Source organism: Kitasatospora sp. NPDC056446 (genome assembly GCF_042796115.1).
In the GTDB taxonomy this organism is placed as follows: Bacteria; Actinomycetota; Actinomycetes; order Streptomycetales; family Streptomycetaceae; genus Kitasatospora.
Genome location: NZ_JBHTRF010000112.1, coordinates 1 through 21,203, shown reverse-complemented (window position 1 = coordinate 21,203; position 21,203 = coordinate 1). Strand labels below are relative to the sequence as shown.

Annotated in this window: 14 protein-coding genes; 2 read left to right on the top strand and 12 right to left on the bottom strand. The window is 72.8% G+C overall.

Annotated elements, in window-relative coordinates:
• Positions 1 to 60: 60 nt before the first annotated feature.
• The 7 genes from trxA to ACFQ6N_RS37700 form a co-directional block, all read right to left on the bottom strand.
• Positions 61 to 387, bottom strand: a complete 327-nt coding sequence (trxA, locus tag ACFQ6N_RS37730; RefSeq protein WP_380658635.1) for a thioredoxin — start codon at positions 385 to 387, stop codon at positions 61 to 63.
• Positions 388 to 521: 134 nt separating this feature from the next.
• Positions 522 to 1,487: a thioredoxin-disulfide reductase gene (trxB, locus tag ACFQ6N_RS37725; RefSeq protein WP_380658634.1), complete on the bottom strand. Its 966-nt coding sequence runs from the start codon at positions 1,485 to 1,487 to the stop codon at positions 522 to 524.
• Positions 1,488 to 1,660: 173 nt separating this feature from the next.
• Positions 1,661 to 2,650 (bottom strand): hypothetical protein, encoded by a 990-nt coding sequence (locus ACFQ6N_RS37720; protein WP_380658633.1) that lies wholly within the window; start codon positions 2,648 to 2,650, stop codon positions 1,661 to 1,663.
• A complete protein-coding gene (gene sigM / locus ACFQ6N_RS37715) occupies positions 2,647 to 3,366 on the bottom strand; it encodes an RNA polymerase sigma factor SigM (RefSeq protein WP_380658632.1) in 720 nt (239 codons plus the stop codon). The genes ACFQ6N_RS37720 and sigM overlap by 4 nt, the downstream gene beginning before the upstream one ends.
• A gap of 49 nt (positions 3,367 to 3,415) precedes the next feature.
• Positions 3,416 to 5,428, bottom strand: coding sequence for a serine/threonine protein kinase (locus ACFQ6N_RS37710; protein WP_380658631.1), 2,013 nt, complete (start codon positions 5,426 to 5,428; stop codon positions 3,416 to 3,418).
• 301 nt (positions 5,429 to 5,729) lie between these two features.
• Entirely contained in the window at positions 5,730 to 8,222 is a 2,493-nt protein-coding gene (gene murJ / locus ACFQ6N_RS37705; RefSeq protein WP_380658630.1) for a murein biosynthesis integral membrane protein MurJ, read from the bottom strand.
• A 57-nt stretch (positions 8,223 to 8,279) separates the two neighbouring features.
• Positions 8,280 to 10,778 carry a DUF6049 family protein gene (locus tag ACFQ6N_RS37700; protein WP_380658629.1) on the bottom strand — a complete coding sequence of 833 codons (2,499 nt, stop codon included), beginning with the start codon at positions 10,776 to 10,778 and terminating at the stop codon, positions 8,280 to 8,282.
• Between the two features lie 419 nt (positions 10,779 to 11,197).
• Between ACFQ6N_RS37700 and ACFQ6N_RS37695 the strand changes: the two genes are divergently transcribed.
• On the top strand, positions 11,198 to 12,622 hold the full coding sequence (locus ACFQ6N_RS37695) for a CCA tRNA nucleotidyltransferase (protein WP_380658636.1): 1,425 nt from the start codon (positions 11,198 to 11,200) through the stop codon (positions 12,620 to 12,622).
• Between the two features lie 115 nt (positions 12,623 to 12,737).
• Here the strand turns inward: ACFQ6N_RS37695 and ACFQ6N_RS37690 are convergent, their stop codons facing one another.
• The 5 genes from ACFQ6N_RS37690 to ACFQ6N_RS37670 form a co-directional block, all read right to left on the bottom strand.
• Positions 12,738 to 13,868: a hypothetical protein gene (locus tag ACFQ6N_RS37690; RefSeq protein ID WP_380658628.1), complete on the bottom strand. Its 1,131-nt coding sequence runs from the start codon at positions 13,866 to 13,868 to the stop codon at positions 12,738 to 12,740.
• A gap of 31 nt (positions 13,869 to 13,899) precedes the next feature.
• Positions 13,900 to 14,565 carry a hypothetical protein gene (locus tag ACFQ6N_RS37685; protein ID WP_380658627.1) on the bottom strand — a complete coding sequence of 222 codons (666 nt, stop codon included), beginning with the start codon at positions 14,563 to 14,565 and terminating at the stop codon, positions 13,900 to 13,902.
• A 107-nt stretch (positions 14,566 to 14,672) separates the two neighbouring features.
• The gene (locus tag ACFQ6N_RS37680) at positions 14,673 to 15,992 is read right to left on the bottom strand and encodes an MFS transporter (RefSeq protein WP_380658626.1); all 1,320 of its coding nucleotides are present in this window, start codon (positions 15,990 to 15,992) and stop codon (positions 14,673 to 14,675) included.
• 198 nt (positions 15,993 to 16,190) lie between these two features.
• Complete coding sequence (locus ACFQ6N_RS37675) at positions 16,191 to 17,273, bottom strand: inositol-3-phosphate synthase (protein ID WP_380658625.1); 1,083 nt, start codon at positions 17,271 to 17,273, stop codon at positions 16,191 to 16,193.
• A 127-nt stretch (positions 17,274 to 17,400) separates the two neighbouring features.
• A complete protein-coding gene (locus tag ACFQ6N_RS37670; protein ID WP_380658624.1) occupies positions 17,401 to 18,102 on the bottom strand; it encodes a PadR family transcriptional regulator in 702 nt (233 codons plus the stop codon).
• Positions 18,103 to 18,456: 354 nt separating this feature from the next.
• Here ACFQ6N_RS37670 and ACFQ6N_RS37665 point away from each other — a divergent pair, with 354 nt between their 5' ends.
• Positions 18,457 to 21,087, top strand: coding sequence for a transglycosylase domain-containing protein (locus ACFQ6N_RS37665; RefSeq protein WP_380658623.1), 2,631 nt, complete (start codon positions 18,457 to 18,459; stop codon positions 21,085 to 21,087).
• The last annotated feature ends 116 nt before the right edge of the window (positions 21,088 to 21,203 follow it).

Genomic DNA, 21,203 nt, shown 5'->3' with positions numbered 1-21,203 from the left:
CGGGCGGGGGGGTCCCCCGTGGGGGCCCCCCCCGCCGCCGTTCGTCGAAGACCCGACGACCTAGATGAAGCCGTCCAGCTCGCGCAGCAGCGCGGCCTTCGGACGGGCACCGGTGATGGACTTCACCGGCTCGCCGCCCTTGTAGAGGATCAGGGTCGGGATCGAGATGACGCCGTACTGGGCGGCGGTCGCCTGGTTGGCGTCCACGTCGAGCTTGGCGATGGTCAGCTTGTCGCCGTGCTCGGCCGCGATGTCCTCCAGGACCGGGGCGACCTGGCGGCACGGGCCGCACCAGGTGGCCCAGAAGTCGACCAGGACGGGCTTCTCGCTCTCCAGGACGTCGGACTTGAACGTCGCGTCGGTGACGGTGGTGGTGGCGCCGGCCACGGGAACTCCTCGGGTTCGGACGGAGGGGGCTGCTGCCAGGAGAACAACGGGCGGGCCCGTTCTGTTTCTGCCTGGCCGGGGCGGGCGTGTTTCACGTGGAACACGCCCGCCTGGGTGGGGCGGTGGCTCGGGGGTCAGACCGCCACGGCGGCGGCCTTGGCCTCCAGGTCGTCCAGCGCGGCGAGGTAGCGCTCGGCGTCCAGGGCGGAGGAGCAGCCGGTACCGGCGGCCGTGATGGCCTGGCGGTAGGTGTGGTCCACGACGTCGCCGGCGCCGAACACGCCCGGGATGTTCGTCCGGGTGGAGGGGGCCTCGACCTTGAGGTAGCCCTCGGCATCCAGGTCGAGCTGGCCCTTGAAGAGCTCGGTGCGCGGGTCGTGGCCGATCGCGATGAACAGGCCGGTGACGGCCAGCTCGCGGGTCTCGCCGGTGGTGGTGTCGCGCAGGGTGACGCCGCTCAGCTTCGGGTCGCCGTGGATGGCCTCGACCGCGCTGTCCCACTCGAAGCGGATCTTCGGGTCGGCGAAGGCGCGCTCCTGCATCGCCTTGGAGGCGCGCAGGCTGTCCCGGCGGTGGATGATCGTGACGCTCCTGGCGAAGCGGGAGAGGAAGGTCGCCTCCTCCAGGGCGGTGTCGCCGCCGCCGACCACCGCGATGTCCTGGTCGCGGAAGAAGAAGCCGTCGCAGGTCGCGCACCAGGAGACGCCGCGGCCGGAGAGCTTGTCCTCGTTCGGCAGGTTGAGCTTGCGGTGCTGGGAGCCGGTGGTGACGATCACGGCACGGGCCCGGTGCACGTTGCCCTCGGAGTCGGTGACGGTCTTGATGTCACCCGTGAGGTCGACCGAGACGATGTCGTCGGGGATCAGCTCGGCGCCGAAGCGCTCGGCCTGGGCCCGCATGTTGTCCATCAGCTCGGGGCCCATGATGCCGTCCCGGAAGCCCGGGAAGTTCTCGACCTCGGTGGTGTTCATGAGCGCGCCACCGGCGGTGACGGCCCCTTCGAAGACCAGTGGCTTGAGGGAGGCACGGGCCGTGTAGAGCGCAGCCGTGTACCCGGCCGGGCCGGAACCGATGATGATCACGTTACGGACGTCGCTCACTGCTTCTCCTGGTTCGCATCGCGACCCGCGTTTGCTGCGGGGAGGGCGGTCCTGCTCCGCCGCCCGGGACAACGACTGACCAGTGTCTCGCATTCCCAGGCGGATCAGTACCAGGCGCTCGGACTCCGGAAGCGGTGTGCCGTGCTGGGCGTGGATCGCATGGGAACCGCCGGTCAGCGGCTGGGAACGCTCTGGTGGAGGACGATCCGGCCGCAGTCGGGGGAGCGGAGGAAGACGTCCACCAGGTCGGTCCGGCCGGGCACCGGGTAGACCAGGACGTCCACCGGGGCGCCCTGGTAGCTGCCCCGGTCGGTGGCCAGCGGCACGCCGGGGGCGGGGGCCGGACAGGACGGGGCGGCCGTCGGCGCGGGCGAGGCGGGCGAGGTGGTCGGGGCGGCGGAGCCGGGGGAGGAGAGTTCCGGGCGGGCGCCCTCGGCGGGCAGGACGCTCTCGGGCTTGGCCTGACCGGTGGCCCGCAGCCCGGGGGCGCTCTCCGAGCCGGCCAGCAGTTGCTGGATCTGGGCGGCGAGCCGGTCGGTGCGGTAGTCGGTGCCCGCCGTGTGCGCGCTGCGGGCGTCCTGTTCGGCGGCGCTGCCCGACGGGGCGCCCGCGGCGACCGCGGTGCCCCCGGACCGGTCGTCGGGGTGCAGCAGCAGCGCCCCGCCGAGTCCGACGGCGGCCAGGGCGGCGGCGGCACCCAGCAGCAGGGCGAACCGCCGCCGGGGCCGGGGACGGCCCGGGCCGGTGGCCGGACCGGACCGCGCGGAGGGGCGGGAGGGCGGCCCGGAGGGCCCTGTGGCGGCGCGTACGGCCGGGGCGGGGGTGCCGGGCCGACGGGCGGCGGAAGGGGCCTCCTGGGGGCGGCCGGCGGCCGCGGGCCCGTTCCCCGGGTCGGCCGGGAACGGGTCGGCGGCCTCGGCCAGTGCGGCGTCCAGCCGGGCGGCGACGTCCTCGGGCATCGGCGGGGCCTCGACGGAGCCGAGCAGCGCCCGCACCTCGGCGAAGGCGTCGAGGGTCTCGCGGCACTCGGCGCAGCCGTCCAGGTGCCGGTGCAGCGCCTCGACGGTGTCGGGGGAGTCGACCAGCCCTTCGGAGAGGTCGGCGAGCTGCTCGACCGGGGGGTGGTCTCCGCCGTGGTCGGGGGAGGAGAGGTGGGCGGTCATCGTGTGCTCGCGTCTCCTTCCAGAAGCGTCCGGCCGGTGCTGGGGCCTGTTCCTGTGACGGTGCGGGGGGCCGTCGGGTTCCCCGGGGCGCCCCGCCGCCCCGGTGGGGCGGAGCCGGGGACGACCGGTGTTTCACGTGAAACACCGGGCCGGCCGTCGCTCTCGCGCAGGTGCCGGACCAGCGGCAGCAGCCGGGCCCGGCCGCGCGCGCAGCGGCTCTTCACGGTGCCCACCGGGACGCCCAGCAGCTCGGCGGCCTCGGCGACCGGATAGCCCTGCATGTCGACCAGGACCAGCGCGGCCCGCTGCTCGGCGGGCAGCTCGGCGAGCGCGGCGGCCAGCTCGCGGTGCAGCTCGGCCCGGACCACCGGGGAGTCGGCGGGCTCGGCGGCGCCGACCAGGGTGTCGAGCCGCTGCGGGTCCTCGTCGAGCGGGGTGGTGCGGCGGGTGGCGCTGCGCCGGGCGCGGTCGAGACAGGCGTTGACCACGATCCGGTGCAGCCAGGTGGTGACCGCCGAGCGGCCCTGGAAGCCGGCGGCGGCGCGGAAGGCGGAGACCAGGGCGTCCTGGAGCGCGTCGGCGGCCTCCTCGCGGTCGCCCAGGGTGCGCAGGGCGACCGCCCAGAGCCGGTCGCGGTGGCGGTTCACCAGCAGGCCGAAGGCTTCCCGGTCGCCCGCGACGTGCCGGGCGAGCAGTGCCGCGTCGTCGTCCGCCACTGTCACCCCTCCACCCTTCGCGGTCGTGTCCGGGCCCGTCCGACCCCGGTCAGCCGGAGACCTTGACCTCGGCGACCTGGCCCGTGAACGTGCCCGCGCCATCCTTCGGCAGAGCGGTCAGCCAGAGCAAGAGGTAGCGGGTGGTGACCGGGGTGTCGAGGGCGTACTCGACACCGGTCCCGGACTTCTTGCCGAGGACGGTGAAGCCCTCCGGCTTCGCCTGCATCGGGTTGGCGGCGGCGGCCGGGGTCGGCACCCGCAGCTCCGCGGTGTGCTCGCCGACGAACTGGACGGTCACCGAGGAGACCGGCTGCGGCGTGCCGAGGTCGATCATCAGGCCGGTGCCCGACTTGAGGGCGGGCGGCTTGGTGCCGAACTGGTCGGCGTACCACTGGGTGGTCCAGGTGGTGTTCGGGTCGCCGTCGACGGCCTTCGCCGGGTTGTCCCTCCCGTCGGGCCCGTCGCCCAGCGGGTTGTACGACTGCGCGCCCTTGACGGCGATCGGTGCCGGGGCGTGCGTCGACGTATGGGGGGTCGGCGCGGCGGTGCTGACCGTGGGCAGCGGTGCGGCGGCGGCGCCCCCGTTGTTGCGCAGGTTGTCGACGAACTGCCAGGAGGCGACGCCGATCGCGCCCAGGGCGACCGTCCAGGCGGTGGCCTTGAGCACCCGCCGCAGCCGCCGCCGGGTGCGGCGGGCCGTGGTCGGGCGGGAGGAGGCCGGCAGCGGGGCGACGGTCGTGTCGGCCACCCGGGTCGGGTTGGGCGCGGTGGGCAGGGCGTGGGTGTTGTGCCGGGGCGGGGCGGGGAAGGCGGGCAGCTCCGGCTCGGGCTGGCGGATCCGGGGGATCTGCGCGATCGCCCGGACCAGCTCCTCCGGGGTGGTGATCGGTTCGGCGTGGTGCGGCGGCTGGTCGAACAGCGCCCGCGCGGCGAGCTCGGACAGGGCCTTGTGGACCCCGGCCCGGACCTGGTCCGGCGCGGCGTTCTGGAGGTCCTTCGGCAGGCCCCGGAGGTCGTAGCGGTCCTCCGGGTACGGCCAGCGGTGGGTGAGCGCGGCGAACAGCAGGGCGCCGATGGCGCGGGTGTCGGCGCGCTGGGCGTCCTCGGCGGTCCCCTCGGCGGCCAGCCCGCGCAGGGCGGCGTCCACCGCGATGCCGTTGATCCGGTACTGGCCGCTGTCGGTGCGCAGCACGCAGCGCGGGGTGAGCCGCAGGTGCGCCTGGCCGCGCCGGTGGGCGGCCGCGACCGCGTCGGCGACCTGGCGGACCATCTGGTACGCCTCGTGCGGCTCCATCGGGCCGTTCGAGAGCAGCCTGGCCAGGTCGGAGGAGTGCGGCAGCCACTCCCGGACGACGTAGACCAGCTCGCCCTCCTGGACGGCGTCCAGGACCTGGACGAAGCGCGGGTCGCCGAGCAGGGCGGCGGACTTGGCGGCGGCCAGCACCTTGCGGGCCCGCTGGTGGCCGGAGGCCATCAGGTGGACGCCGACGGCCCGGCGCAGCTTCTCGTCGACGGCGCGCCAGCTGCTGAAGGTGTCGGTCTGGGAGATGCACTCCTCCAGCCGGTACCGGTGGCCGATCATGTCGCCGCTGCGCCGCTGCGGCGCGGGGAGGGTGCGCGGGAGGGTGGCGGTGTCGCGCGGGTCGAGCGTGGGCTGGGGGTCGGTGGGCGGGCGCTTGGCGGGGGTGGGCGCGGCGGCGGGGGCCTGCTTCTTCGCGGCGGAGCCGGCGGCCAGTTCGGCGGCGATCTCCTGGACCGAGAGCGGGGCGGTGATCTCCGAGGTCTCCTCGCCGACGACGGCCCGCGGCCCGTCCTCCGCGCCGTCCTCGCCCTCGTCCCCGCCCGGAGCGGTGGCCGGAGCGGTGTCCGGAGCGGTGTCCGCGCCGCCGTCCGCGGCGGTCTTCCCGGGGGCGGTGGAGGCGTCCGCGCCCGCGTCGGCGGAGGCGCGCCCGTCGACGTCCTTCGCGACCGCGAGCCCGTCGATCGCCGCGGCCAGCGCGGCCTCGTCCGCCGCCGCGTCAGCTGCCGACGTGTCGACGACCGCCTTGGTGCCATCAGCCACCGTGGTCCTGCCTCCCCTTGTGTAGCCCCGGCCGAGAGAGTCGCTGGAGCCCCTGGGTTGCCGGCCCCGTGCTCCAGGACAATTGTGCCCACTCTTCTCCACCGGGTACGACCGCTGAGGGGGCCGCTCGGTTGCGTACCGGTGGAGAGATGTGGTGCAGATCGGACACCGGGTCGCCATCTCGCCGCCGGGAGGACCCGGGGCGACTGGCGGCCCAGCACTCGGCCGGACGAGCGGAGGAGCTGCCCGCTCCGGTTGACGCCCGGTCAGGGCGCCCGCTCGTCCGGCCGTCGAAGGACGGTCAGCGGCCCAGTCGGCCGCGGACCATGCCCAGCATGGCGTTCAGTTCCTCGATCCGCAGCCGCTTCGCGATCAGCACGAAGACGGCCAGTTGCAGACCGCCGGCCACGATAAGGGAGGCCACGCTGCCGGGCCACCCGGCGATCACCTGCTGGACCCCCAGGCTGGCGCCGAGGCCGACCACCGCGGCCGGGACGCAGGCCGCGGCCAGCCGGCTGTACGTCCGGCCGATCCGCTTGGTGTCCAGCCCGCCGATCTTCTTCTTCAGCTTCGGCACGGCCACCAGCACCCCGACGGCGTACGCGAGACCGTAGCCGAAGGCCATGCCGACCACCGTCCACTGGGCGGGCAGCAGCAGCCAGCACAGCAGCGAGAAGCCGGCCTGGCAGACCGCGACCCAGACGGTGTTGGAGAACGGCGTCCGGGTGTCCTCGTAGGCGTAGAAGCCGCGCAGCATCACGTACTGGGCCGAGTACGGGATCAGGCCCAGGGCGAACGCGGAGAGCATCAGGCCGATGTTGGTGGCGCCGTCCAGGACCGTCTGGTTGCCGCCGATCGCGTAGATCGAACGGCCGATCACCGGGCCGAGCGCCAGGAACAGGAACGCCCCCGGGACGACCGCCACCGCCGTGGTGCGCAGGCCGTAGGAGATGTCGTCGCGGACGGCTCCGGCGTCCTCGTCGGCGGCGGCCCGGGACAGCCGGGGGAGCACCGCGCTCATGATCGAGACCGTGATCACGGCCTGCGGGAGCTGCCAGATCAGCAGGGCGTTGGAGAACGCGGCCAGGCCGACACCGTCGTGGCCGGCCGCCGCGGCGGCGTCACCGGCCTTGGTGGACAGCTGGGTGATCACCAGGAAGCCGGCCTGGTTGGCGAGCACGAAGAAGAACGTCCACTTGGCCAGCCGGGCGGCCTTGCCCAGGCCGTGGCCGCGCCAGTCGAAGCGGGGCCGGAAGCGGAAGTCGGCCGCCCGCAGGTACGGGATCATCGCCAGCGACTGGACGACCAGGCCGATCAGGGTGCCGAGGCCGAGCAGCCGGACGCCCTCGGGCGAGATGGACTCCGGGGTGACGTGGGTGGTGCCGAACCCGCCGTAGACCCAGAGGTACGCGGAGAAGGTGAAGATCACCACGACGTTGTTCAGGACCGGGGTCCACATCATCGCGCCGAACCGGCCGCGGGCGTTGAGGATCTGGCCCATCACCACGTGGATGCCCATGAAGAAGATGGTCGGCAGGCAGTAGCGGGCCATCGCCACCGTGGTGTCGGCGCGCTCCGGGGTCGCCATCATCGGATGGGCGATCAGCTGGACCAGCACGGGCGCCCCGAGCACCGCCAGGAACACCACGCCGCCGAGCCCGACCATCACCAGGGTGAGCAGCCGGTTGGCGTAGGCGGTCCCGCCGTCCTCGTCGTTCTTCATGCTGCGCACCAGCTGCGGCACGAAGACCGCGTTCAGCGCGCCGCCGCCGATCAGGATGTAGAGCAGGGTCGGCAGGGTGTTCGCCGCGTTGTACGAGTCACCCATCACGCTGACGCCGATGGCCATGGTGATCACCATGGTCCGGACGAAGCCGGTGCCGCGGGAGACCAGCGTGCCGGCCGCCATGATCGCGCTGGAGTTCAGCAGGCCGGCCACCTTGCCGCCGCCGGCCGCCGGGGCGGGCGCGGACTCCGGCCGGGGGGCGTGCTCCTCGGCGGCGAGGTCCGCCAACGGCTCGACCGCCGGGGGCACCGCGACGGCGGCCACCTGCATGGTGGCCTCCTCCTCGGAGAGCGGCGGGTCGAACTCGATCGGGGGCACGAAGGGGCGGTACCCGTCCGGAGCGCCGTGCTGGGGCTGCCCCGGGTAGCCGCCCATCGGCGGGTACGGCGCGGGGCCGCCGGGCGGCACGGGCGCACCGGGCGGCACGGCTCCGGGCACGCCGGGCGGGGGCATCTGCGGGGCCGGGGCGGGCTGCGGCACCGGCGGCGGGGCCGCGGCCTCCGCCGGACGGCCGCCGAACAGCGCGTCCACCCCGACGTACTCGGTGGTCTCGGAGTCCCAGGTGGAGTGCGCCGGGCCGGGCTCCCACTGCTGCCGGGGCTGCTCGGCGCCGCCCCAGTGGCCGCCGGCCGGCGCGGGCGCCGGGGCCTGCTCCTGCGGCCAGGCGGCCTGCGCCGGGGTGTCCCAGCCGGGCTGCACCGGCGGCACCGGGGCCGCGAAGTGGTCCGCGGCCGGGTACGGGGTCGGTGGCACCGGCATCGGGTAGCCGCCGCCCTGCGGCGGCAGCTGCGGCGGCACGTCGTAAGCGGCGGCCTGCGGCTGCGGCTCGGCGGGCCGACCGGCCTGGAGGCCGTACGGGTCCTGACCGTCCTGCCGGTTCCCGTACGCGTCGGCCGCGTACGGGTCCTGGGCGTAGGTGTCGGCCACGTACCAGTCGCCGGACGGCGACTCGGCACCCGGCCGGCTCTCACCGCGGCCCGGCGGCCGCTCCTCGCTGCGCCCGGTCATGTCACCTCTTCGCTGTCGTGGGGGAGGCCGGCCCGGCGTCACGGGGGGTCGGCGGTATCAAGGACCAACCTTCTCATCACCGGCGGCCCGATCCCGGCCATCCGGGCTGCTGCCGCGCGGTGTCTGCGCGGTGGCGCCGCCGGCGTCGTCGTCCGCGGGCCCGTCGGCCCGGTCCGCCTGGTCCGGCCGGTCGGCCTGGTCCGCCTGGTCCGCCTGGTCGGCCGTCGGCGGCTGCGCCGCGGCCCCGCCCGGCACCGGGTCGTCGTCGACCGGCTGGTCGCCGTCCTCGTGCGGCTCCCCGCCGCGCCGCTTGCGCTGGCGCATGAAGCGCAGCGCGGCCAGCAGCAGCAGGACGCCGGCGCCCGCGAAGACGTACAGGACCCCGTTGGTCACCGAGGTGACCTCGACGATGAACGTCCGGGCCTCGCCGTACGGCCGCGAGTTGGGGCCGGTGGTCCACAGCTGCGCGGTCATGGTGACCGGCCCGCTGGCGTGCGCCTCGGCCTGGAAGCGGAGGGTGGCGCTCTGCGAGGCGGGGAGGACCAGCTCCTCCTCCTTGCTCACCCGCACCCTGTTCGGCTGGGCCGAGGTGAGCACCAGCTTCAGGTTGGTGACCGTCTGGGTCAGGTCGTTGCGGACGCTGACCGGGATCGGGCCGGTGTCGCCGGCCAGTGTGATCGAGGTCTTCTTCGGCACCTGGACGGCGTTGGTCAGTTCCTTCAGGTACTGCGTGACGCCGCTGCGGTAGGCGCTGCCGGCCGGGGCCTGGCTGCGCCACTCGGTGGACAGCGACCGGACCATGGCGGCGTTGAACGGGCCGCGCACCCGCTGGGGCAGGGTGAGCACCCGCATCAGGGTGTCCAGGTTGTACTGGATGTCGTTGGTGCTGCTCAGGTCGGACGCCGGCAGCTCCGAGGCGCGGGCCTGGGTCGGGTAGTCGGCGGCCGCCGGGACGGCGGTGGCGGCCTTCGGGTCGGGCGAGGCCTGGGCCACGGTGTCCAGCTTGACCGGGGCGATCCACTTCCCGCCAGCCGTCTGCAGGGCGTTCGCCAGCACCTTGGCGGTGCTGACGCTCAGCTCGCGCGGCGGCATGACCAGCAGGCCGCGCTGGTTCTGCGGCTGCTCGTGAGTGATCGCGAAGGTCTCGGCGAGGAAGCGCTGGGTCGCGTCGGTCTGCTCCTTCACGCCGCTCAGGTCCCGCTGGAGGAGCCCGGAGACCGTCTCGTCGGCGACCACGGCGCTCTGCCCGTTGCCGATCGGGCGGACCGCGGTCGGGGTGTAGGTGAGCGCGTCGGGCTCCGGCATGCTCGCCCCGTTGACCAGCACCAGCCCGCTGCCGGTCTGCTGGGCCAAGCCGGTGATCTGCTGGTCGACGTAGCCCTGGTACGGCCAGGCCACGTCGGAGCGGGCGTCCACCGAGAGCCGGCCCTCGATGGTCAGCCGGCCGGCCGTGGCGGCCTTGCTCAGCGCCGCCGGCATCCCCGCCAGGTCGGCGCCGTTGTGCGCGATCGAGGCGAGGTCCGGGTCGGCGTACGGCAGCGCGACGACCTGGTTCTCCGGCTTGGCGACGGCGGCCCGCAGCTTGTCCAGCCAGGCGGTGGCGGTCGCGGCGGCCGAGCCGCTGCCCGGGACGGTGTTGTCGTCCCTGGCCGGCTTGCCCGAGGACTCGGTGCCCGGGTTCTGCACCCGGTACGGCCTGGTCATCGCGAACGCGGCGTCCACCAGGTCCGGGTCGACCACCCAGGTCAGCCCGGTCAGCTTGGAGCCGGTGTCGACCAGCTCGTACAGCCGGCCGCCCGGGGCGAGGTCGGTGGCCAGGCTGTCGTCGCGCAGCACCGGGACGGACTGGTCGTTGTCGGCGTAGGTCTGCGCGGCCAGCACCGGCGTGTGCACCAGCGGCCACAGCGTGGCGACCTTCGTCGGCTGCGCCTCGGCACCGCCCGGGTTGTACGGCAGGAAGCTCCGGGCGATGCCCAGGGCCCGGTCGTGCTGGTTGTCGGCGGTCGAGCCCCAGGCGTCCACCGCGAGCTCGTACACGCCGCTCGCGGACATCCCGAGCTCGTTCACCGCGACGCTCAGCGTGTACGGCAGGGTCTGGCCCGGGTTGAGCTCCGGCAGCGCGTACTGCGGGCTGTCCAGCTCCACGCCGTCCGACCCGCTCGGCGCGGAGCGGCCGGCCACGTTGGCCAGGTCGCTGCGCCGGTCCAGCGGCTTGCCGGAGAACGGCTTGCGGACGGCCGCGTGGGCGCTCTTGAGCGCCGACTTGCCGGCGTTGGTGACGTGCCCGGTGATCGTCACGGTGCCGTTGGGAGCGGCCACCTGCGGGGCGAGCGTCTCGATGGTCACGACCACCGGGTACTCGGCCGAGGCGCCGGCGTCGCCGCCGGCGGGCAGCGCGCCGGCCGGGACGGTCGTGAAGAGGGTCAGGGCGGCCGCGCAGGCGGCGGCGAGACGCAGGCCCGCCCGGCGGACCGGATGACGTCCGTCGGCGGGGCGTTCGGCCCCTCCAGGCTGTCGGTGCGCCCCCAGGCCCGAGTGCCGTGCCGGCTCACTCACTCGCTTCGCCCTCGCCGTTCTCGCTCGCTCGCTGCTGATGCTGTCCGTCCGGCGGGGTCCGCCCGACGTCCTTCGCCTGAAACTGTTGAAGCCCTTGGAACTCTCGGAACTCCCGGCCCCCGGACGTTCGAGACATCCGGAACCGTTCGCCCGACGCGGTCGCCGCACTCCTGCCGCGGGGGGTTCCCCGAGCGGTGGCGGCACGCGACACCGCATCCCCTGTCCGGTGCCCGAGACTCGTCCACCGGCATGGTAACGATGCAGCCCGCGGTGCAGTGTTGCGGGCTGTGAGGTGAGACGCCCAAAACGCGCGGGCGGTTGACCTGTCGGGGCACGTACCCTTGTGAGCCGTGTCCACTGCCAATGAGCCCACCGCGCGCACCGACCGTTCCAGCACCGCCGTCCGGGTCGTCCCAGGCCTGAGCGAGGCCCAGGCGCTGGGCCTGCAAGAGCTGCTGCGGGTGTCGCCGGTCGCCGACGAGATCGCCCGCCGCTTCCAGGCGGCCGGTCACCGGCTGGCCCTGGTCGGCGGCTCGGTCCGGGACGCCCTGCTCGGCCGGCTCGGCAACGACCTGGACTTCACCACCGACGCCCGCCCGGAGCAGGTGCTCAAGCTGGTCAAGGGCTGGGCGGACGCGGTCTGGGACGTCGGCATCGCCTTCGGCACGGTCGGCGCCCGCAAGGACACCCCCGAGGGCTCCTTCCTGATCGAGATCACCACGTACCGCTCCGAGGCGTACGACCGCACCTCCCGCAAGCCCGAGGTCAGCTACGGCGAGACCATCGAGCAGGACCTGGTCCGCCGGGACTTCACGGTCAACGCGATGGCCGTCGACCTGCCCGGCCGCGGCTTCGTCGACCCGCACCACGGCCTGGAGGACCTGGAGGCCCGGGTGCTGCGCACCCCCGCCACCCCCGAGGAGTCCTTCTCCGACGACCCGCTGCGGATGATGCGGGCCGCCCGCTTCGCCGCCCAGCTCGACTTCGACCCGGCGCCCGAGGTGGTCGCCGCGATGACCGCGATGGCCGAGCGGCTCACCATCGTCTCGGCCGAGCGGATCCAGGCCGAGCTCAACAAGCTGCTGCTGGCCGAGCACCCGGTGAAGGGCCTGCGGCTGCTGGTCGACACCGGCCTGGCCGGGTACGTGCTGCCGGAGCTGCCCGCGCTGCGGCTGGAGCGGGACGAGCACCACCGGCACAAGGACGTCTACGAGCACTCGCTGACCGTCCTGGAGCAGGCCATCGCCCTGGAGCAGGACGGCCCGGACCTCACCCTGCGGCTGGCCGCGCTGCTGCACGACATCGGCAAGCCGCGCACCCGCCGCTTCGAGTCCGACGGCCGGGTCTCCTTCCACCACCACGAGGTGGTCGGCGCCAAGATGACCCGCAAGCGGATGCGTGAGCTGAAGTACTCCAAGGAGCTCACCGAGGACGTCTCGCGCCTGGTCGAGCTGCACCTGCGGTTCCACGGCTACGGCGGCGGCGAGTGGACCGACTCCGCGGTGCGCCGCTACGTCACCGACGCCGGGCCGCTGCTGGAGCGCCTGCACAAGCTGACCCGCTCCGACTGCACCACCCGCAACAAGAAGAAGGCGGCCTCGCTCTCGCGCACCTACGACGGCCTGGAGACGCGGATCTCCGAGCTGAAGGAGCAGGAGGAGCTGGACGCCGTCCGCCCGGCGCTGGACGGCAACCAGATCATGGAGCTGCTCGGCGTCAAGCCCGGCCCGCAGGTCGGCAAGGCGTACCGGCACATGCTCGAACTCCGGCTGGAGCACGGCCCGATGGAGCACGACGAGGCGGTCGCGGCGCTGCGCGCCTGGTGGGCCGAGCAGCAGGGCTGACCCGGCCCGCGCGGCCCCGGACGCGACGCGAGGGGTGGTCCCGGCACTCGGCCGGGGCCACCCCTCGCGCGTGCTCCGGCTGGCCCGGACCACCCGGACTGCCTTGGCCGCCGGGCTACTTGAGCTTCTTGAGGCAGAGCACGTAGTTCAGGGCCGGGAAGTTGGTGTAGGTGCGGGTGTACGTGCTGTCCGCCTTCGGCTGCTGTTCGCACACCTTCTCGTCGGACGTGGCCGGGTACTTGTAGACCACCTTGTACTGGGCCTTGGCGTCGGTGCACGGCAGCACCGAGACCTTGGGATGGGAGTCGGCGGTCGCGCCGGTCCCGTTCTCGTTGCGCAGGCAGTCGCCGGCCTTGGCCGTGTCGACGGTTTCGGCCGGGGTGGTCGGGGTGGTGACCGGCGGGAGGGTGATGCTCGGCACCACCGGCATCGTGAAGGTCGGCGAGGGGAAGACCGGCTGCGGCGGGGGCGAGAAGGTGAAGGTGGAGGCCGACGGGGTCGGGGACGGCGCCGCGATGATCGGGTCGGCCGGGCCGTCGTGCTTCGCCGGGCCGAGCACCCCGGTGGCGGCCAGGACGACGGCGACCGCCAGCGAGGCCGGCACCAGCAGCATCGCCAGGTGCGGGCGGCGGGTCAGCGGCACGCCCGGGTCGAGCTGCGGGCCGTGACTGCCCGGGACGGGCGGCTGCAGCTGCTTGATCCGGTTGTGCGGGCCGAGGTTCAGCAGCAGCGTGATCGGGGTCAGCAGCCACGACACCAGGCTCCACCAGCCCTGGACCAGCGTCCGGGCGGACATGTCGCGCACGGTGGCCGTCCCGCAGGTGCGGCAGAACGGGCCGGACATCCGCAGCATCCGGTAGGCCAGGACCAGGCCCTGGTGGCCGCGGACGGTGGCCTCCACGGCCGGGTAGCCGCCGCAGAACCGGCAGGTCAGGCCGTCCGTCGGGCCCGGCGGCGGGTACCCGTAGCCGTAGCCGGGCGGGGGCTGCTGGTAGCCGTACGGCTGCTCGGCCGACGGGGCGCCGGGGTAGCCGTATCCGGGTGCGCCGGGTGCGCCGGGTGCGCCGGGTGCGCCGGGCGGCGGCGGGGGGCTCGGGTAGCCGTATCCGGGCGGACCGGGCGGACCGGGCGGACCGGGCGGACCGGGCGGCGGGGGTGGCGTGCCGTAGCCGCCGCCGGAGGAGTAGGGGTTGCCGTCGCCCGGAGGCGGACCGTACGGCATCTGGGGCGGAGGCGGAACGGACAAGTGGGTCCCCCCGGACGGATCGGTGGAAGGTTCAGGACTTCTTCACCGGCGGCTGGCCGGTGGTGGCGGGCGCCATCGGACCGAGGCAGAGCACGTACCGCTTCTTGTTCCAGCGGCGGCCGCTCTTGCCCGAGACGGCTTCCGTGGCCTGCGGCGTCTGCTTGCAGCGGTTCACGTCGGTGGTGCCCTCGAACTTCGACAGTACGCGGTAATTCGCTTTGGTATCAGTGCACTTGACGATCGAGACGTCGCGGGAGCCGCCCAGTCGGACACAGTCGCCGGGCTTGGCGCTGCTGACGCTCGGCCCGGCGACGAAGTAGAGGACGGCCAGCACGACGCCGCCGCCGGCCAGCCCGGCGATCTTCAGCCTGGACCGGCCGCTGCGCTTGGCGGGCGGTACGGCCGGCGCCGGAGCGGCGGGCTGCGGGGGGCCGTACGCCCCGGCGGACGGCGGGGGCTGCTGCCCGTACGGTGCCTGGCCGTAGGGCTGCTGCCCGTACGAGGGCGGCGGGGGGCCGTACCCGGCCGGGGACTGCTGCGGGGGCTGCCCGTACGTCGGCGGCGGTCCGTAGGGCGCGCCCGGCGGGGGTCCGTACGGCGCGGCCGGCGGGGGGACGGGTGCGCCGTAGGGCTGCCCGCCGGGAGGCCCCGCCGGAACCGACGGCGTCGGCCCGTACGGGCTGGGCGGTGTGCTCATCAGTTCGTCCCCCGAGGCAGAGTGCTGTCGCTCCGACAGGTCTGACACCTTAGCGACTCGATCGGACGCCACCGGTCCCGAGCCCCCGGGGACTCCCGGGGGTCCGCTCAGGCGAGCGGGCGGCGGCGGGCGGCGCGCAGGTAGAGCAGCGCCGTGAGGGCGTACACCGCGGCGACCCCGACGACCACCGTGACCGAGCGCCCCGACAGCGGGAGCACCAGGGCCGTCACCATGGCCGCGGCCACGAAGGCCACGTTGAACAGCACGTCGTAGATGGCGAAGACCCGGCCGCGGTACTCGTCCTCGACCGACTCCTGCACCACGGTGTCGGCGCAGATCTTGGTGCCCTGGGTGACCACTCCGAGCAGCAGGGCGGCGAGCAGGCAGGGCACCAGGGTGAAGCTCAGGCCGAGCGCCGGGACGAACAGCACCGGCGCGACCAGGCAGGTCGTCATCCAGCCGGTCAGGCCGAGCCGGCGGGTGCACCAGGGGCTGACCAGGGCGGCGACGAAGAACCCGGCGGCGGACAGGCCGACCGCCTGGCCGAGGGTGACCAGGCCGGCCGCGCTGTCGGTCGGGTCGTTGAAGGTGTACCGGGCGAGCATCACCACGACCACGATCAGCACGCCGTAGCAGAACCGGGCCGCGGTGACGGCGGCCAGCGCGTGCACGGCGGGCCGGCAGTCCCGCACCAGGTGGCGCACCGCCGCGCCGAGGTCGACGGCGGCACGGACCAGCGCCTGGCCGAGCGCCGGGCGGTCGGCGTGCTGGTCCGGGCCGAGCAGGTCGCGGTCCATCCGGCGGGCCGCCAGCGCGGCCGACAGGTAGAGCAGCGAGGCGACCGTGACCAGCGCCGCGTCCGCCCTCGGGCCGGGGGTCATCACCTGGTGCAGCAGAAAGCCGATGCCCCCGCCCGAGGCGGCGGCGACCGTCCCCAGGGTGGGGGAGAGCGCGTTGGCGGTGACCAGCTGGTCCTGCTCCACCACCCGGGGCAGGGCGGCGGAGAGACCGGCCAGGATGAACCGGTTGAGCGCGGTGACCAGCAGGGCCGAGGCGAAGAACAGCCAGATCGGCGCCTCGGCCAGCAGCAGCGCGCCGGTGACCAGGCCCAGCCCGAAGCGGGCCAGGTTGCCGAAGTAGAGCACCTGGCGGCGGCGCCAGCGGTCCAGCAGCACCCCGGCGAACGGGCCGATCACCGAGAACGGCAGCAGCATCACGGCCAGCACCGAGGCGATGTCGGCGGGGGAGGACTGCTTCTCGGGGGAGAAGACCACGTAGGCCGCGAGCGAGACCTGGAAGACGCCGTCGGAGAGCTGGGAGAGCACCCGGGCGGTCAGCAGCCGCCGGAAGTCGCGGCCCCGGAGCAGGTCGGCGAGCGTGGCGCGGTGCGCGGACTGGTGGGTGCTGCCGTTCTCGGTGATCGCCACCCGCCCAGAGTGCCATGGAACCGGTCGTTGTTTCACGTGAAACATTGGCCGGGAAAAGGCGAAGAGCCCACGATCCGGTGACCGTGGGCTCTTTCGCGGAGCTATGAAGCGATCAGCTGCTCAGCGCTCAGCGCTCAGTGCTGGAAAGTCGCGAACTTCGCCGCGCTCAGCGCCAGAGAATCGCGAACCTCGCTGCGCTCAGCGCTCGACCTCACCGCTGATGAACTTCTCGACGTTCTCGCGCGCCTCGTCGTCGAAGTACTGGACCGGCGGGGACTTCATGAAGTACGAGGAGGCCGACAGGATCGGGCCGCCGATACCGCGGTCCTTGGCGATCTTGGCCGCGCGGACGGCGTCGATGATGACACCGGCGGAGTTCGGGGAGTCCCAGACCTCCAGCTTGTACTCCAGGTTCAGCGGGACGTCGCCGAACGCACGACCCTCGAGGCGGACGTAGGCCCACTTGCGGTCGTCCAGCCAGGCCACGTAGTCCGAGGGACCGATGTGGACGTTGTTGGCGCCCAGCTCGCGGTCGCGGATCTGCGAGGTGACGGCCTGGGTCTTGGAGATCTTCTTGGACTCCAGGCGCTCGCGCTCGAGCATGTTCTTGAAGTCCATGTTGCCGCCGACGTTCAGCTGCATGGTGCGCTCGAGGACGACACCGCGGTCCTCGAACAGCTTCGCCATCACGCGGTGCGTGATGGTGGCGCCGACCTGGGACTTGATGTCGTCACCGACGATCGGCACGCCGGCCTCGGTGAACTTGTCCGCCCACTCCTTGGTGCCCGCGATGAACACCGGCAGGGCGTTCACGAAGGCGACCTTGGCGTCGATGGCGCACTGGGCGTAGAACTTGGCGGCGGCCTCGGAGCCCACCGGCAGGTAGCAGACCAGGACGTCGACCTTCTGGTCCTTCAGGACCTGGACGACGTCGGCCGGGGCCTCGTCCGACTCCTCGATGGTCTGGCGGTAGTACTTGCCCAGGCCGTCGAGGGTGTGGCCGCGCTGGACGGTGACGCCGGTCGGCGGCACGTCGCAGATCTTGATGGTGTTGTTCTCGCTGTTGCCGATGGCGTCGGCCAGGTCGAAGCCGACCTTCTTGGCGTCGACGTCGAAGGCGGCGACGAACTCCACGTCACTGACGTGGTACTCACCGAACTGGACGTGCATCAGGCCGGGGACCTTGCCGGCCGGGTCGGCGTCCTTGTAGTACTCGACACCCTGCACCAGCGACGCGGCGCAGTTGCCCACGCCCACGATGGCTACGCGAACCGAACCCATTCCGGTTGCTCCCTGTGATCTCATGAGGCCCGCCGGGGTAGGCGGAACTCGTCCTGCTTCTTCGATGACTGCTTTGTATGGGCGCGAGGCGCCCACTCGTTCCGCGCGGCACAGGGCTGGCGCGGTGTCAGCGCTCCTGGGCGGAGCGCCCCGGGCGGTCGTACGGTGGCCCGGACGGGTCCGAGGACCCGGTCTCCTGGCCACGGCCGTCCGAAGTCTTGTGGGGTTCGCCGGTGGAGTCGCCGCCGGTGGCGGGACCGGTCCGGCCGGTGCGGTTGGACCGCTCGGTCTCGATCAGCTCGTTGAGCCAGCGGACCTCGCGCTCCACCGATTCGAGTCCGTGCCGCTGCAGTTCGACGGTGTAGTCGTCGAACCGCTCGCGGGCGCGGGCCAGCGAGTTGCGCATCCGTTCCAGGCGCTCCTCCAGCCGGCTGCGGCGCCCCTCCAGGACGCGCATCCGGACCGCTCGGTCGGTCTGACCGAAGAACGCGAAGTGGACGCCGAAGTGCTCGTCCTCCCAGGCGTCCGGGCCGGAGTCGGCGAGCAGCTCCTCGAAGCGCTGCTTCCCCTCGGCGGAGAGCCGGTAGACGATCTTGGACCGCTTGCCGTTGAGCGCGGTGGCCGGGACGTACTCGACGTCCGGGTTGTCCTCGACCAGGAAGCCCTGGGCGACCAGGCTCTTCAGGCAGGGGTAGAGCGTTCCGTAGGAGAGTGCCCGGAACGTCCCGAGCAGGATGTTGAGCCGTTTGCGCAGCTCGTAGCCGTGCATCGGGGCGTCGTGGAGCAGGCCGAGGACGGCGAACTCCAGCACTCCTGAGCGTCTGCCCACTGCCGTCGTCCTCCTTCCCCTCGGCCTTCGTCCGGCCGCTGCATCCGGCGGTATACCGCTTCGATGTATCGGCTCGATATATCGAGAACAGTAAACCCGGCCCCCGGAACCGGCAAGGGGGGCACGCGTGAATGTGATCACAAGCCGACGCGCAGGTGGGGTTGGCAACGGGCGTGTAATGATCTGTCGCCGTTTTGCGGTTATTGGCGAGTGATGCCCGATTAGTTGTATTTCCGTGCTGCGTACGCTGTCGCGTGTGCACGAGGACCACCTCCGGGGTCAGGGCGGTTTGCGGGCATCGGACGTGGACCCCTGCCCTCAGGCTGGAAACGCCTGGCGAGGAGTAGTTGGAAGATGAGCGAGCGACGGCGAAGGACGCCCGACCCGGGCGGTGACGGGCAGCAGCCCCCGGGAGGCGGCGGCCGTCGGGGAGGGAAGGACCCCGACGAGCTGAGCTCGGACGGGGTCGGCCGGCGACGCCCGCCGGGCGTCCGGGAGACCGCGCAGCAGCCCCGGATGGGCCGTGCGGAGATGCGCAAGGCCGCGCAGAAGAAGGGCAAGGGCGCCGGCCGGGGGGCTGCCGCCGCGGCTTCCGCCGAGGCCGCCAAGCCCGGCAAGAAGCGCTTCATCGACTACCCGCGGTTCGGCAAGACCGGGATCCGGCGCTGGCTGCCGTCCTGGCGGCAGTGGCTGAGCGGCTTCCTGCTGGTCTTCGGCTGCTTCGTCGGCCTGGTGTTCTACCTGTACCAGACCACCGAGGTCCCGCAGCTGAACAAGCTGGTGCAGGACCAGAACACCATCTACTACTGGGCCGACAACACCGAGATGACCCGCAAGGGCCAGACCAACCGTCAGATCGTCGAGCTCCAGGACATCAGCCCCAACCTGCAGAACGCGGTGATCGCCGCGGAGAACCAGGACTTCCGCACCGACAGCGGCATCGACCCCAAGGGCATGCTGCGCGCCGTCTACAACATGGCGAAGGGCGGTGAGACCCAGGGCGCCTCGACTATCACCCAGCAGTACGTGAAGAACGCCTACCTGAGCCAGGAGCAGACCCTCAGCCGCAAGGTGAAGGAGTTCTTCATCACGCTGAAGATCAATCAGGACCAGGACAAGAACGAGATCCTCAAGGGATACCTGAACACCAGCTGGTTCGGCCGCGGCGCCAACGGCGCCCAGGCCGCCGCGCAGGCGTACTACGGGGTGAACGCCAAGGACCTGGACCTCTGCCAGAGCGCCATGCTGGCGGGCCTGTTGAAGGGTGCGGCGTACTACGACCCCACCAACCCGAACAACAAGGAGCGGGCCGAGGGGCGGTGGTCCTGGATCCTCGACAACATGGTGAAGATCAAGGCCGTCACCCCCGAGGAGCGGGCCAAGTGCAGCACGTTCCCGGCCCCGATCCCGTTGAAGCCCAGCTCGAACATGAACGGTGAGATCAGCTACCTGGTCGACACCGCCAACAAGTACGTGCTGAACAACGACAAGGGGATCACCCAGCAGGTCATCGACAAGGGCGGCCTGAAGATCTACACGACCTTCGAGAAGGACAAGGTCGACGCCCTGAAGAAGGCCGTGGACGACGTCAAGGCGGAGAACCTCAACCCGCAGAAGCGTCCGGACAACGACACCAACATCCAGTTCGGCTCCGCCAGCATCCGGCCCTCCGACGGGGCGATCGTCGCCCTCTACGGCGGCGACGGCGTGGAGAACGGGCACTTCGACAACAACGCCGACGCCTCCGGCGTCCAGGTCGGCTCGACCTTCAAGCCGTTCGTGCTGGCCACCGCCATGCAGGTCGGCGTGCAGACCGCGAAGGGCGACGACGGCAAGCCCAAGCGGATCAACGCCGACAGCCGCTACATGGCCGACGACCTGTCCGAGATCCACAAGGCGGACGGCTCGCTGGTGATCGGCGACGACGGCAAGCCGTACCGGCAGAAGAACGAGGACGCCAGCAAGCACGGCTACGTCTCGCTGCGGCAGGCCATGCAGTACTCGTACAACGTGCCCTTCGTCCAGCTCAACCAGGACGTCGGCGGCCAGAACGTGGCCGACATCGCGGTGCAGATGGGCGTCAAGAAGGAGAGCCTCGCGGACCCGAAGACCGCGACCTTCCCGCTCGGCACCTCCACCATCAGCCCGATCCGGATGGCCACCGCCTACGGCACCCTGGCGGCCAGCGGCAAGGAGTCCGAGCCGTACTCGGTCACCAAGGTCGACCTGAACGGCGTGGACCGCCCGGGCTTCGGCAAGAAGGACCCCAAGGTCGCCCTGGAGCCGGCCGTCGCCGACAACGTCACCGACGTCCTGGTGAACGTGGCGGCGAAGGGCACCGGCACCAAGACCAAGGACCTGGGCCGCCCGGTGGCGGGCAAGACCGGTACCACCGACCAGAACAAGTCGGCCTGGTGGGTCGGCTACACCCCGCAGCTGGTGACCAGCGTCGCGATGTGGCGCGAGGACCCGAGCAAGCACGAGCGGCAGTCGCTCAACGGCACCGGCGGCAAGGAGTCCATCCACGGTGGTGACATCCCGACCGATGTCTTCACCCGGTACATGAAGGTCGCGCTGGCCAACGAGAAGAAGCTGGACTTCCCGACCCCGCAGCCGGTCGGCACCGCGGTCGACTCCTCCGGCGCGCCGTCCACGGCCACCACCGTGCCGTCGCCGACCATGACCGACACCCCGCCGCCGGCGCAGTCCCAGGCACCGCAGCAGCCCAACCAGCCGCTGCCGCCGCAGCCCACCCAGACCTGCGTGCCCGGCGTGGACTGCCCCGGCGACCAGCCGACCCACCCGCCGACGAAGCCCCCGCACCCGACCAACACCTGCATCCCGCTGATCAACTGCCCGACCCAGCCGACGCCCTCGGACAGCACCACACCGGGTGGTGGCGGCAAGCCGAGCACTCCCGGTGGCGGCGGTGGCAAGCCGACGCCGAGCTCCACCGGTGGCATGCAGGGCGGCGCCGGGCAGTAGCCCGGCCCGCCGGGCATCCGGAACGGCGGGGGGGGGGCGGGTGGGGGGGGCCCCCCCCCCCCCGCTTCGACCGGGCCGCACCGGCCGGGAACGCCCGGTTGACGGGCTCCGGCGGG